This is a genomic window from Thermanaeromonas sp. (assembly GCF_021890735.1).
Lineage (GTDB): Bacteria > Bacillota > DSM-521 > Neomoorellales > Neomoorellaceae > Thermanaeromonas.
In genome coordinates this window covers 1-12842 of record NZ_JAKKUR010000040.1, presented here as the reverse complement: position 1 = coordinate 12842, position 12842 = coordinate 1, and the positions used below count along the sequence as shown (strand labels likewise).

At 50.4% G+C, this 12842-nt stretch carries 11 protein-coding genes; 10 read left to right on the top strand and 1 reads right to left on the bottom strand.

Features of this window, described 5'->3' with window-relative positions:
* Positions 1 to 150 precede the first annotated feature (150 nt).
* The 5 genes from L5656_RS07500 to L5656_RS07480 all read left to right on the top strand — a co-directional run bounded on the left by L5656_RS07500 (position 151) and on the right by L5656_RS07480 (position 6885).
* On the top strand, positions 151 to 882 hold the full coding sequence (locus L5656_RS07500; RefSeq protein ID WP_297201302.1) for a FadR/GntR family transcriptional regulator: 732 nt from the start codon (positions 151 to 153) through the stop codon (positions 880 to 882).
* Between the two features lie 74 nt (positions 883 to 956).
* A complete protein-coding gene (larA, locus tag L5656_RS07495; RefSeq protein WP_297201299.1) occupies positions 957 to 2216 on the top strand; it encodes a nickel-dependent lactate racemase in 1260 nt (419 codons plus the stop codon).
* A 187-nt stretch (positions 2217 to 2403) separates the two neighbouring features.
* Positions 2404 to 4185 carry a DNA repair helicase XPB gene (locus L5656_RS07490; RefSeq protein WP_297201296.1) on the top strand — a complete coding sequence of 594 codons (1782 nt, stop codon included), beginning with the start codon at positions 2404 to 2406 and terminating at the stop codon, positions 4183 to 4185.
* 87 nt (positions 4186 to 4272) lie between these two features.
* Positions 4273 to 5958: a helicase-associated domain-containing protein gene (locus tag L5656_RS07485; protein ID WP_297201293.1), complete on the top strand. Its 1686-nt coding sequence runs from the start codon at positions 4273 to 4275 to the stop codon at positions 5956 to 5958.
* A 15-nt stretch (positions 5959 to 5973) separates the two neighbouring features.
* On the top strand, positions 5974 to 6885 hold the full coding sequence (locus L5656_RS07480; protein WP_297201291.1) for a radical SAM protein: 912 nt from the start codon (positions 5974 to 5976) through the stop codon (positions 6883 to 6885).
* Between the two features lie 46 nt (positions 6886 to 6931).
* Here the strand turns inward: L5656_RS07480 and L5656_RS07475 are convergent, their stop codons facing one another.
* Positions 6932 to 7786: a DMT family transporter gene (locus L5656_RS07475; protein ID WP_297201288.1), complete on the bottom strand. Its 855-nt coding sequence runs from the start codon at positions 7784 to 7786 to the stop codon at positions 6932 to 6934.
* A 155-nt stretch (positions 7787 to 7941) separates the two neighbouring features.
* Between L5656_RS07475 and L5656_RS07470 the strand changes: the two genes are divergently transcribed.
* From L5656_RS07470 to lysS, 5 genes are all read left to right on the top strand, one after another.
* Positions 7942 to 8775 carry a basic amino acid ABC transporter substrate-binding protein gene (locus L5656_RS07470; protein WP_297201282.1) on the top strand — a complete coding sequence of 278 codons (834 nt, stop codon included), beginning with the start codon at positions 7942 to 7944 and terminating at the stop codon, positions 8773 to 8775.
* 91 nt (positions 8776 to 8866) lie between these two features.
* Positions 8867 to 9529 (top strand): amino acid ABC transporter permease, encoded by a 663-nt coding sequence (locus L5656_RS07465; RefSeq protein ID WP_297201279.1) that lies wholly within the window; start codon positions 8867 to 8869, stop codon positions 9527 to 9529.
* Entirely contained in the window at positions 9529 to 10251 is a 723-nt protein-coding gene (locus tag L5656_RS07460; RefSeq protein ID WP_366018094.1) for an amino acid ABC transporter ATP-binding protein, read from the top strand. Before L5656_RS07465 ends, L5656_RS07460 begins: the two co-directional genes overlap by 1 nt.
* Before the next feature lie 221 nt (positions 10252 to 10472).
* Positions 10473 to 10949, top strand: coding sequence for a transcription elongation factor GreA (gene greA / locus L5656_RS07455; RefSeq protein ID WP_297201274.1), 477 nt, complete (start codon positions 10473 to 10475; stop codon positions 10947 to 10949).
* A gap of 45 nt (positions 10950 to 10994) precedes the next feature.
* Positions 10995 to 12452, top strand: a complete 1458-nt coding sequence (gene lysS, locus L5656_RS07450) for a lysine--tRNA ligase (RefSeq protein WP_297201306.1) — start codon at positions 10995 to 10997, stop codon at positions 12450 to 12452.
* Positions 12453 to 12842 lie beyond the last annotated feature (390 nt).

The following is a 12842-nucleotide window of genomic DNA, read 5'->3' as shown; positions in this document are numbered from 1 at the left end:
ATGACGGGGAAGCTTGACTTTGTAAGGCTCCCGTGCAACCTTTAAAAGTTGGGGGCGGGGGCCTTTTTCTCTTTTATTAGTAAAATGTGTTAGAATAGGATAGAACAGATTAGGAACAGATAAAGTAGATTTCGTTTTCGGAGGGAAGAAATGAGAGCGGAGCAAAGCCGAGAACTGTTTAAGGTGATTAAAGACCCCAGGAGCGTATATCACCGGGTGGTGGATGAAATCAAGACGGGTATTTTCGAAGGCCGCCTTAAGCCCGGAGATCGGCTTCCTGCGGAAAGGGAACTGGCGGAAATGCTAGGAGTGAGCCGTACCTCGGTACGCGAAGCGCTAAAGATGCTGGCTGCTGAGGGGCTGGTGAGGATCAAGCACGGCCAGGGAGCCTTCATAGCCGAACAAGATCCCGATGCCTACATCCAGCAGTTTGCCAAGAGAATTTTCGTAAACCCTAAAACAATAAAGGACTTGTTCGAGATACGCAAGACCCTGGAGCCGGCTGCTGCGGCCTGGGCCGCCGAGCGGGCGGCACAGCAGGAGTTGGAAGAATTAGCTGGCCTGGTCCGCCAGACCAAGGAGAGTTTGAAGCAGCTACCGCGAGGCCGTCTACCGGTCTTGGCCCGCCATGATACCCAGTTTCACTACAACCTAGCGAAGGCTACCGGAAATACGGTGCTCGTGCGCATCGTAGATAGTTTGATGGACCTTTTAGCGGATATCCGCTCCCGGACCCTATCTATACCCGGGAGGGGTGAGGCCTCGGTGGAAGAGCATGGAGTAATAGCAGAAGCCCTTCTCCGGCGTGATGCCCGGGGAGCTTCCGCGGCCATGCTCCAGCATTTGGAGAATGTGGAGCAGCAGATCATATTAGAAGAATGAATTTAGAGATACATCGGGATAGGCCTCTGGAAGAGAGGGGGCTCCTTCATAGGTAAGGGAGGAGGGAATTAAATATGCGTATAGAAGTACCTTATGGTGAAGGCGCGCAGGTAGCAGAGCTTTCCTACCCCTGGGAGGTAGAAGAAGTACACTTAAGGCCATATCCCGGGGAGCCAGATGAGAGAGAGGAGATTGAAAGGGCCTTAGACAGGCCCTTGGATTTTGATTGGGGGGACTTAAGAGGAGCAAGAAGTGCCGTAATTGTAGTAAGCGATTCCACAAGACCGGTGCCCAATAAACTGATTTTACCGCCGCTACTCGAGAGACTTAAAGAAGCGGGACTAGAACCCTCACGCATGAAAATTCTTGTAGGCACGGGCCTGCATCGTCCTGCCAGCGAAGAAGAATTGAGAACTCTAAGGGACATAACAGGGGGTGCAGTAGAAGTCATAAGTCATAATGCCTATGCTCTCGGTATACTTGAGGAGTCTGGTTCTTCTTCTCAAGGTACCCCGATTTTTATAAACAGGCACTACCTGGAGGCCGAGATGCGGGTAATAGTGGGCATGATTGATCCCCACCAGATCGTCGGCTATAGCGGCGGGGCCAAAGGGGTAGTTATAGGCTGCGGAGGTGAGGCTACCATCCGGGCCAACCATTCCCTTCTTAGACTTCCGGGGAGCGAGCTAGGGAGGGTGGAAGGTAATCCGGCCCGGGAGGACATAGACGATATAGGTGGGAGGATAGGAATAAACCTCATTGTCAACGTAATCCTGGACGGCCGGGGACGCGTTGCCCGAGCGGTGGCCGGCCATTACTTTAAAGCCCACCGGAAGGGTGTGGAGATAGCAAGGCAGATCTGCGAGGTTCCGGTGACAGGGCCGGCCGACCTCGTCATAGCCTCGGCCGGCGGGTTCCCCAAGGATATAAACCTCTACCAGGCTCAAAAGGGATTGGCCCATGCCACGCGGATCGTAAAAGAGGGAGGCACCATTATCCTATGTGCAGAATGCCGAGAGGGAGCTGGGGATGACCGTTTTGTGGAAGCTATGCGGGAAGGGCGCACTGTAGAAGGGGTCCTTACCAGCTTTGCTTCGCAGGAGTTCCGTATGGGTGCCCATAAAGCTTATCTTTGGTGCCGGAGCCTCAAAAAGGCCCGCGTGATTTTGGTGAGCCGTGGAATAGACCAGGACATGGCGAAGATCATGCAGGTTACGCCTGCTGCAAATTTAGCCGAGGCTTTACAGCTTGCCGCGGAACACCTGCCCCTCAATGCTCGGGTGGCTGTGCTCCCCAAGGCCAACTCTACTATTCCCTATGTAAAGGAAGCGTAAGGGAAACAGGTTTGGGCGAGTTATCCGTAAGTAGCAGTAAATAAATCTAGTTAGAAGCCATAGATTACCATAGCAGCAGGAAAACACGTAAAAAGGGATTAAATATAGGCAGCTACTTAGTGTAAAATAAAGTTGTGAGGTCTACTGGGGAAGAGCCCTAAAAAATATTATAGTCAGGGGGGCCTCAATGAGTTTTACTTCAGACAAGCCCCTTATAGTTCAAAGCGATCGCACTATTCTATTAGAAGTAGATAATCCCGCTTACACCGAGGCGCGGGATTATCTTGTGCGTTTTGCAGAGTTGGTGAAAAGTCCGGAGCATGTCCATACCTACCGCTTAAGTCCGCTTTCTTTATGGAATGCCGCGGCCAGCGGGCTGGATGCCGAAACCGTTATACGGGTCTTAAGCGAGTTTAGCAAGTACCCCTTACCCGGCAATGTAGTAGCTGACATCCGGGAATATATGGGCCGTTACGGCAAGGTCAAGCTGGTGGCTGAAGGCGGGGAAATGCACCTTGTAGCAGCGGAGCCGGCCATCGCGCTGGAGATTCTCAACAATAAGCGGGTCCAGCAGTATATCAAGGGGCGGGTAGACGACCGTACCCTCCTCATTGATCCCTGGGAACGGGGGCTCGTCAAGCAGGCCTTAATTAAAATAGGCTACCCCGTAGAAGATCTGGCCGGGTATGTACCGGGCGCACCCCTTAAATTTAACCTGCGCAAGTTAACTTTAAGCGGAGAACCTTTTAATTTACGGGATTACCAGCGGGAAGCCGCAGAAATATTTTATGCCAGCGGAAGCTCCAAGGGTGGCAGCGGGGTTATCGTGCTTCCCTGCGGGGCTGGTAAAACCATTGTGGGCCTCGCGGTGATGGCCCTAACTCAGTGTTATACCTTAATCCTGGTCACCAACGTTACTGCCGCCAGGCAGTGGCTGGCAGAGATCCGTGATAAAACCGATCTTCCGGAAGATATGGTAGGTGAGTACACGGGAGAAAAAAAAGAAATAAAGCCGGTAACCATCGCTACTTACCAGATTATCACCCACCGGCGCAAAAAGGAGGAAGACTACCCCCATTTCCGGCTCTTCAACCAGCAAGACTGGGGTCTTATCATCTACGATGAGGTCCACCTTCTTCCGGCCCCTATTTTCCGGATCACGGCCGAGCTCCAAGCTAGGCGGCGCCTGGGATTGACCGCCACCCTGGTCCGTGAGGACGGCCGCGAGGACGATGTTTTCTCCCTCATTGGGCCTAAAAAATACGATATACCCTGGAAACAGCTAGAAGCCCAGGGCTGGATAGCTAAGGCTACCTGCTATGAAGTGCGCCTCAATCTTCCGCCAGAGGACCGCCTGTCTTATGCCGTGGCCGGTGACCGGGAGAAACACCGGGTGGCAGCCACCAACCCGGATAAGGATGCCGTAGTAGAAGCGATTGTAAAGGCCCATAGAGGAGAGCAGGTGCTCGTCATAGGGCAGTACCTCGAGCAACTTGAGCGCTTATCCAAACGTCTGGGGGCGCCTCTGATTACCGGCAAAACTCCTAACCGCGAAAGGGAACAGCTTTACCAGGCTTTCCGGGAGGGCAGGCTTCCTTGTCTTGTTGTCTCTAAAGTGGCCAACTTCGCTCTAGATTTACCCGAGGCCAGCGTGGCCATTCAGGTTTCGGGTACCTTCGGGTCCCGCCAGGAAGAAGCCCAGCGTTTAGGCAGGATCCTGCGTCCTAAAAAATCCGGACTCCCCGCAAGCTTTTATTCTCTAGTTACGCGGGATACGGTGGAGCAGCAGTACGCCATGCACCGCCAGCTTTTCTTAACCGAACAAGGGTACCGGTACGAAATCATAACACCCGAACGCTTATCTGTAGGAGGGCCGAAAGGAGCTGAAAGACTTTCTGCCGAAGGCGGCTCCCTTGGAGGGAAGATAATTAGCCTGGCGGAGTGGAAACAGAGGGCAGGTAAAAAATAGCAGATCCACAAGAGAAGGGAAGTTAGGATATAAAGCAGGATTAAAAGGGATAGGGGCAACGGTTAAGCCCGTGCGGGGTGGTAAAGCATGAAGAATTTAGCTAAGTACCTTGAAGAGGCCCCTTTGGATTTTTTACGCACCTTGGCGCATAATTTAAATCTAAAAATCCCGGGGGGAAATAAGGATAAGCGCGGGCCGGGAAAAAAGGAGCGTAAGGCCCTGTATGGAGCTATATTAGCTTATTTTCAAGATACCCGGAACTTAGAAAAGCTTTGGCAGCAATTAGGAGAAAACGAACGCTTTTTCTTAGAACTGGTTCACTTTACTTCCTCCCCGGCGGGGGCGGATACGAGCAGGGTAAATGAAAAGGTAAATAAGCTCTGGGGTGAGGATACGGCCCGGGAAGTGCGGAAGCGGGTTTTGGATTACGGATTGGTATTTATAGAGAAAGAACGATACGTAAAAGAATATTACGCCCTTCCAGTAGAGATTAGACATTTCATATCCTCTCAAAAAGTTTGGACGCTGCTCGAGCCTTTACGAAAGGAAGACCCGGCTTACGAAAATCACGGGCTGTTTCTGTTGATAGATTTTTATATCCTCTTAGCTTCGGTTTTGCAATGGGAAGTAAAAGTGGCCCAGGCCGGGCATATTTATAAAAGGGACCGCAAGCGCATCTTAAGCCTCCAGCATTTCCCTAACGATGAGATGCGCTATGAACTTTTGGAGAGGATGGCCTGGGGGCTGCAATTCTTGGTAGAGGAAAGGGGGAAAGCCTCCTTGGGGAAGGCGGCCTGGGAATGGCTGAAGCTACCCCAGGCCAGACAGTGGGAGTTTTTTACCTCCTGGTTGCTAGAGCCCCATTTTGCTGGCTCTCCGGTTTGGGCAGAGCACGTCCTGGCTTTCCTTCTGCTGGCTCCCCGCTCAAGATGGATATCTCTACCTCACTTATACCGCCTGGTGGCCGACTATAATTCGGGTTCTGCTTTAAAGCAAGCCCTAACCCATATAAGGGATTTCGTACAGAAACTTACCTGGCTGGGCCTGGTAGAGCTAAAAGGAGATCTAGACAAGGGCGCTATACGGGCATCCGAGCTAGGGCTAGTATTCGGAGAAAGCGCCCTCCAGGAATCCTTTAAAGAAAGGGGAGAGAGCATCCCCCAAGAGCGGGAGCAAAAGCTCAAAGAAGCTTTAGACAGGCATTTCCCCGAGGTTAAAGATATAGTGGTGCAGCCAGACTTTGAAATTTTGGCACCTTTAGAGATAAGCCCAAGGCTTTTCTTTGAACTGGTCACCTTTGCCGAACTTAAAGGCGCAGACCGGGCCTTTATTTTTAAGCTTAACGAGAGTGGCCTATATCGGGGCTTTCTTCAGGGCAGGGGAGTTAAGGACGTATTGGGGCTTTTAGAAAAGCACAGCAAATTTCCTTTACCCCCCAACGTCCGCACCTCCCTAGAGGACTGGGGAAGTAGAATGGGGCAGGTATATCTTGAGCGGGGGTTGCTGGTGCGGTGTTTAAAGGAGGAACTGTCCACCCAGCTTAAAACGTTTTTAGAAGCAAGGGGATGGTTGATAGAGGAAATCGCGCCCGGGGTCTTCCTTGTTCCGGGGAATATCGCCCGGCCCTGCCTTTTGGAGCTGGAAAAGAACGGCTTTTTTCCCCAGCCGCAGGTGCGTGAGCATTTTATACACGGTTTACTAGAGGACCAACTGGAAGAAGAAGATATTTTAACAGAAGTAATAGAAAGATTTCTGGGCTTAAAGTTTAGATAAAAGGGTGGAAGGACTATGGCAAGTTACCCGGGTTACCTGGCCAAGCTTAAGGGAGGGCGACTTAAAAAAATAGCACTAGAGCTGATGGAACTGCTTAAGGACTGTACCGTCTGCCCCCACCACTGTCATGTGAATCGGCAAAAAGGAGAAAAGGGATTCTGCCGGGCAGGTTTGGAGGTGGAGATAGGGGGTTACGGCCCTCATTTCGGGGAGGAGCCTCCTTTAGTTGGCCGGGGAGGCTCGGGGACCATCTTTTTTAGCCACTGCAATTTGGGTTGTGTTTTCTGTCAGAATTACGAGATAAGCCGGGGCTGGGAGAGTGAAAAAGTTTCCCTAGACAAGCTTGCCCGTATTATGCTGGCCTTACAAGAGCGGGGCTGCCATAACATCAACCTGGTAACTCCTTCCCATTATGTCCCCCAGATAGTGGCAGCTTTAGCCATGGCGGCAGAACAGGGCTTGCGTTTACCCTTAGTATATAACTGTGGGGGTTATGAGGAAATATCAACCTTAAAGGCCCTGGAGGGCATCATAGATATCTACATGCCGGATTTTAAATATGCTGATGCCGATGTAGGCCGGCGCTTATCCAAGGTCCCTGACTATCCTCAAGTGGCAAAAGAGGCCCTTAAAGAAATGCACCGCCAGGTAGGAGACCTGGAGTTAGATGAAAAAGGCATAGCCAAGAGAGGGCTTATTATCAGGCATTTGGTTTTGCCGGGGGGACTAGCCAGTACCAAAGAAGTTTTAGAATTTATCGCCCGGGAGATATCCCCTTATTCCTATATCAATGTAATGGGCCAGTATTATCCGGCAGGGGAAGCCCAGCGATATCCTCCCCTTACCAGGCGGATTACCAGGGAAGAGTATAAAGAGGCCCTGCGCCTGGCCCATGAGGTTAGCCCCCATTTCCGCCTGGCAGAGTAACAAAGGAAGATTGAAGCAGCCGGGAAGCCGCCTCCTTGTACGCTAGTTAGAATTTCTTAGCCGCAGTCTGTATGAACAACATGCTTACAAAGATAAAGGCGCATCCTAAAAGCTGCTTGGCGGTTAAGATTTCACCCCCCAGGGTATAGGCGATGAGGGCCCCGAAAACCGGTTCTGTAGCCAGTATCACTGCTGTGGCTGCGGCAGAAAGGTAACGTTGAACTTTTAACTGTATGATAAAGGCGACGGAGGTGGCCAAGATAGCAGTGAGAAGTAGAGCTTCCGCGACTCTAGCTGACCATATAACTGGGGAAACCTCTAAAGGTAAAAAAGGCACGCTGAGTAACCCCACGGTCAGAAGCTGTACCAGTGCGAGCTTACTCGAGCTGTGCAAGTGAGTCACCCTATCTATAAATAGGACGTGTCCGGCGAAACAGAAGGCACACAGAAGGACCAGCCAGTCCCCCGGGGATAAGGTAAAAGATCCTTCCAAGGAGAGAAGGCCCAGGCCTGTTGCCGCAAGTCCCGTGGAAAACAGCACCGGAACAGGCGGGCTCTTTTTTGTAAGCAAGGCTTCTCCAAGAGGAACTATCACAACCGACAATCCGGTGATGAAAGCTGCCTTTGAAGCAGAAGTGAATTTAAGTCCTAGGGTTTGGAAGGCGTAGCCGCCGAATAAAATGAGACCAGCCGTAAACCCGTGGGCTATGGTCTTACGGGTCCGAAAAGGCCGCTCTTTTAGACTGAGGGCCAAAAGAAAGAGGGAAGCCAATAGGAAGCGGTAAAAAAGAAAGTGGAAGGGGCCTATATCCTTTAGAGCTTCACGCACAAAATAAAAGGTTGCGCCCCAGACAAACGCAACGGTCAGCAAGGCTAAAGCCGGTATAACTGTTCTGCCCATCCAAGGTCACCGCGCCTAATTTTCCCATGTGTCCTTTAAACTGTCAATCAAATTTTATTTCTAATGGCAGGACTTCTTAAGGGAATGAAGAAATAACACTTTCGTTTTAAGAAATAGAGGGACCTTAAACTAAACTTAAGGAGGAGGAGATCCTGGTGAAAGCGCTTTTAAGAAGGCTAATTTTATTAGCAGCCGGTCTTATGCTGGCGGCGGCTGTTGCAGGATGCGGGCAAGGAAGTTCTGAGAGCGGGGCAAAGGCAACGGACAAACAGGGCCCATCTAAACCCCAATATGTGGTAGCTACCGAGGCTTCTTTTGCTCCCTTTGAATTTCGGGATGATAAGACGGGTGAGTACGTAGGGTTTGATATCGAGCTTATGAAAGCCCTGGCGGAGGTCCAGGGGTTCGAGGTGGAATTTAAAGATATGGGGTTTGATGGCATCATAGCGGCGGTGAAGACCGGAAACGTAGATATGGCTATTTCCGCCATAAGTATTGACGACGACCGGCGGCAGCAGGTGGATTTTTCCTTGCCCTACTACCAGTCCGGCCTCTGCGTTGCCGTCCGGGCGGATAACAATACCATAAAGGGCTTTGAGGATCTTAAGGGCAAAAGGATAGCGGTACAAATCGGCACTACCGGGGCCAAGTACGCCAAGAACAATATAGAGGGCGCCCGGGTGACCGAATACAATACAGTTAATGATGCTTTTATGGAGCTGATTAACGGCGGTGTGGATGCCTTTGTAAACGACTACCCCGTGTCCCTCTATTTCATAAACCAGGGCAACGACAAAGTAAAGATAGTGGGGGATTTAGCCAACAGTGAATTTTACGGCATTGCCATTCCCAAAGGTAAAACCGAGCTGGTGCAGAAAGTTAACGAGGGGCTTAGGAAACTCAAGGAGAGCGGCAAATACGCTGAAATTTACCGTAAGTGGTTTGGTGAAAACCCGCCTGATTTTCTCCCCGGCGAACCGCCAAAGTAAGGCTTAAATTATGTTAGTATTATATGCGTAGTGCCGACTTTAAAGTACGGTGCTACGCATTCTTGTATTATTAGCAGGTGAGGTGGATGCTTTGGAATTAATTTGGAACTCCCTCCCCTATTTGCTCCTGGGGGCTGTAGAAACCTTAAAAATTACCGTTTTTGCCGTCTCCTTAGGTACCGTGCTCGGCCTTATTGTGGGGTTGGGAAGAATTTCGGATCAGAAGATCATACGCCTTTTAGCTGCGTGTTACGTAGATTTTCTCCGGGGTACTCCCCTTTTAGTGCAGGTTTTTATCGTGTATTTCGGCTTTCCCCAGTTGCTTGAGCAACTGGGCTCACCTATCACTCATATTCCTCCCTTTATGGCCGCTCTTATAGCCTTCAGCCTGAACAGCGGGGCTTACGTGGCAGAGATATTCCGGGCCGGTATCCAGTCCATCCACAGGGGTCAGATGGAGGCTGCCCGGAGCCTTGGCATGACCAAGGCACAAGCCATGAGGTACGTGATTTTGCCCCAGGCCTTCCGGCGGGTGATCCCGCCCTTAGGGAACGAGTTTATCGCCTTGCTCAAGGATACTTCTTTACTTTCTGTAATAGGTATAGTCGAGCTCACCCGCAGGGGGCAGATAATAATAGCCAGTACCTTTAGACCCTTTGAGATCTGGTTTACTGTAGCTTTTATCTATTTGCTTTTAACCTTTTCCATCTCGCGGCTGGTAGCCTTTTTAGAAAGGAGACTGGACATAAAATGATGGTAAGGGTGCGGGGGTTGAAAAAAAGATTCGGGCGCCTGGAGGTATTAAGGGGCATAGATTGTGACATAGCTCCCGGCGAAGTGGTGGTAATAATAGGTCCGAGCGGTTCGGGTAAGAGCACGTTTTTACGGTGTCTCAATCTTTTAGAAGAACCCACGGAAGGCTCCATATTTATCGACGGGGTGGACCTGACGGATCCTTCTACCAATATTAACCAGGTACGCCAGAAGGTGGGCATGGTTTTTCAAAGTTTTAACCTTTTTCCCCACAAAACCGTTTTAGAGAATATTACCCTGGCACCTGTAGTAGTCAAGAAAATCAACAAAACCGAGGCTGAAGCCCGGGCTTATGAGCTTCTTAAAAAGGTGGGTTTGGAGGACAAGGCTGGTGTTTACCCTGACCAGCTTTCCGGAGGCCAGCAGCAGAGGGTGGCCATCGCCCGGGCCCTGGCCATGCAACCCAAAGTTATGCTCTTTGATGAACCCACATCCGCCCTCGACCCCGAAATGGTAGGGGAGGTTTTGGGGGTTATGCGGGATTTGGCCAAGGAAGGGATGACCATGGTAGTGGTTACCCACGAAATGGGTTTTGCCCGGGAAGTGGGGCACCGAGTGATGTTTATGGACGAAGGAAAGATTATAGAAGAGGGCCCGCCGGGGAAAATATTTAACTGCCCCGAGAACCCCCGTACTAAAGCTTTCTTGAGCAAAATCCTTTAAGGGATAATTCGTAATAAGATGACGTCCTAAGAATTCCCTTGCTTCTCCTTGACAAGCCTAGTAGCCCAACCTATAATACCTATAAAAGATTAACGGCCCGCCGGGTTACAGGAAGCACTGGGGCTTCCCCAGTGCTTTTAACCGCTTAAAGGGAATATACTGGACTATAAGGAAGGGCAAACTAGTGTTTGCACCCAAGAAAATCAAAGGAGAGAAGGAAGATGGCGGAAAAGGAAGTATTTCTTACCCTCGGTGGCCTGAAAAAACTGGAGGAAGAACTGGAGTATTTAAAGTCGGTAAAGCGGCGGGAAGTAGCAGAGAGGATAAAAGAAGCCATAGGCTTCGGTGACTTAAGCGAAAACTCGGAGTACGAGGATGCCAAAAATGAACAAGCTTTTATCGAAGGCAGGATCCTAGCCCTGGAGAAAACCCTGCGCCATGCCCGGGTAATTGACACCCAGGAGTTGCCAGACAATGTTGTTTCCCTGGGTTCGAAAGTTACGGTCAAGGATGTAGACAGCGGTGAGGAAATGACCTATGAGATTGTGGGTTCCCTGGAGGCAGATCCTGCGGAGATGAAGATATCTGTTCAGTCGCCGGTGGGCAAAGCTCTTTTGGGCCGTGAAGTGGGGTCACTGGTGGAAATCCAGGTTCCGGACGGAACCCTTCGTTACCAAATATTAAACGTTAGTAAATAGGTCTTTAAAATAAATTTTTTTGTAGCAGGGTGATGGAGCTTGGAAATGGACAATGAGCTTATCAAAGTAAGGTTGGAGAAGCTTTCGGCCTTACGCCAGGCAGGAATCGATCCTTACGGGGGTCGCTATGAACGCACTCATTCAACGCGCGAGATTATAGAGAACTTCGAAGAACTCGAAAACAGGGAAGTGAGTATAGCCGGAAGACTGCGGGCTAAAAGAGAGCACGGCAAAGCCACCTTTGCTGATCTCTACGACCAAGAAGGCCGGATCCAGATATACGTAAAGATCGATCAGGTAGGGCAGGAGGCCTACCGCCTTTTCACCCAGCAGATTGATATCGGAGATATTTTAGGCGTACGGGGAAAGGTCTTTCGCACGCGAAGAGGCGAGATCTCTGTTGAAGTAAGTCAGTTTACCATCCTGTGTAAAAGCTTGCGACCCCTTCCTGAGAAGTGGCACGGTCTTAAAGACATAGATTTGCGCTACCGGCAGCGCTACTTAGATTTAATTGTTAACCCCGAAGTGCGCCAGGTGTTCATAACCCGGGCCAAGGTGTTAAAAGCCATCCGTTCCTTCTTGGATCAAAGAGGATTTTTGGAAGTAGAGACGCCCAGTATGCATACTATACCTGGGGGTGCAGCGGCACGTCCCTTCATTACCCATCACAATGCCTTAGATATAGATCTCTACCTTCGGATCGCTTTGGAACTCCACCTGAAGCGCCTTCTCGTAGGCGGCCTGGAGAAAGTGTACGAAATGGGCCGCATCTTCCGTAACGAAGGCATTTCTACTAAGCATAACCCGGAGTTCACCATGCTGGAACTTTATCAGGCCTACGCCGATTACTACGATATGATGGAATTATTGGAGCAAATGGTGGCCTACGTGGCCCGGGAGGCCATAGGAACTACCACTGTTGAATATCAAGGACACCTCATAGATCTTTCTCCTCCGTGGCCCCGAGTGAAGATGCTGGAGGCTTTGGAAAAGTATACCGGGATTGATTTTAGCTCCTTAAATGAGGAAGAAGCCCGGAGGGCAGCAGAAAGATTGGGCCTGGAGCTTAAACCGGGCTTAAACCGCGGAAAGATCATAAGTGAAGTTTTTGAAGCCTTTGTAGAACCCCAGCTTATACAGCCTACGTTTGTATTAGACTATCCCGTAGAAGTTTCGCCCCTCGCCAAGAGGAAAAAAGATGATCCCAGCCTGACCTACCGTTTTGAAGCTTTTATAGCTGGGCGAGAGCTGGCCAATGCCTTCTCCGAGTTAAACGATCCCTTGGACCAGAGGGAACGCTTTGAAGCCCAGCTTAAAGAGCGCGCGGCGGGTGACGAGGAAGCGCACATGATGGATGAAGATTTCCTAAGGGCCCTTGAATACGGCATGCCTCCAGCAGGCGGGCTCGGCTTAGGAGTAGACCGTTTGGTCATGATACTCACCAACTCCCCCTCCATCCGGGATGTAATCCTATTCCCTACCATGAGACCGAAGGAAGACTAGTTTTTATGCCGGGAGCGGGAGTATAACGTATAGGCGTTAAAAATTAAGAAGAAAACTAAATAAAAGGGCCCTAATACTCTCCCACAGAGCTTAGCCCATTCCTAACACGGACTTAATAAAAAGCTAAAGGAGTTGCAAAAGGTCTGGGAAAGGTGTTATACTCTTTACTGCTAGACCAACGAAATAACGCGGAAAAGGTCGGCCCGGGCAACCAAGCCATATGCGCTGGCCGACCGAAGCTGGGCGATGAAATTGTTTGGGACGGGTAAATTTTATACCCGCCCACCTCTTGACATGGCCTAAGCGCCATGATACAATTAACGTTGCGTCCGGAAGACGGGGTCTTTGAAAACTGAACAGTGGCGAAGTGGGCCAGGTGTAGGTAGTTTA

Bases quoted from the DNA above. Each gene is read 5' to 3' on its own strand.
- L5656_RS07480 (WP_297201291.1), top strand. From the start codon at position 5,974: ATGGCAAGTTACCCGGGTTACCTGGCCAAGCTTAAGGGAGGGCGACTT.
- L5656_RS07475 (WP_297201288.1), bottom strand. From the start codon at position 7,786: ATGGGCAGAACAGTTATACCGGCTTTAGCCTTGCTGACCGTTGCGTTT.
- L5656_RS07460 (WP_366018094.1), top strand. From the start codon at position 9,529: ATGGTAAGGGTGCGGGGGTTGAAAAAAAGATTCGGGCGCCTGGAGGTA.
- lysS (WP_297201306.1), top strand. From the start codon at position 10,995: ATGGACAATGAGCTTATCAAAGTAAGGTTGGAGAAGCTTTCGGCCTTA.
- larA (WP_297201299.1), top strand. From the start codon at position 957: ATGCGTATAGAAGTACCTTATGGTGAAGGCGCGCAGGTAGCAGAGCTT.
- L5656_RS07500 (WP_297201302.1), top strand. From the start codon at position 151: ATGAGAGCGGAGCAAAGCCGAGAACTGTTTAAGGTGATTAAAGACCCC.
- L5656_RS07485 (WP_297201293.1), top strand. From the start codon at position 4,273: ATGAAGAATTTAGCTAAGTACCTTGAAGAGGCCCCTTTGGATTTTTTA.
- greA (WP_297201274.1), top strand. From the start codon at position 10,473: ATGGCGGAAAAGGAAGTATTTCTTACCCTCGGTGGCCTGAAAAAACTG.
- L5656_RS07490 (WP_297201296.1), top strand. From the start codon at position 2,404: ATGAGTTTTACTTCAGACAAGCCCCTTATAGTTCAAAGCGATCGCACT.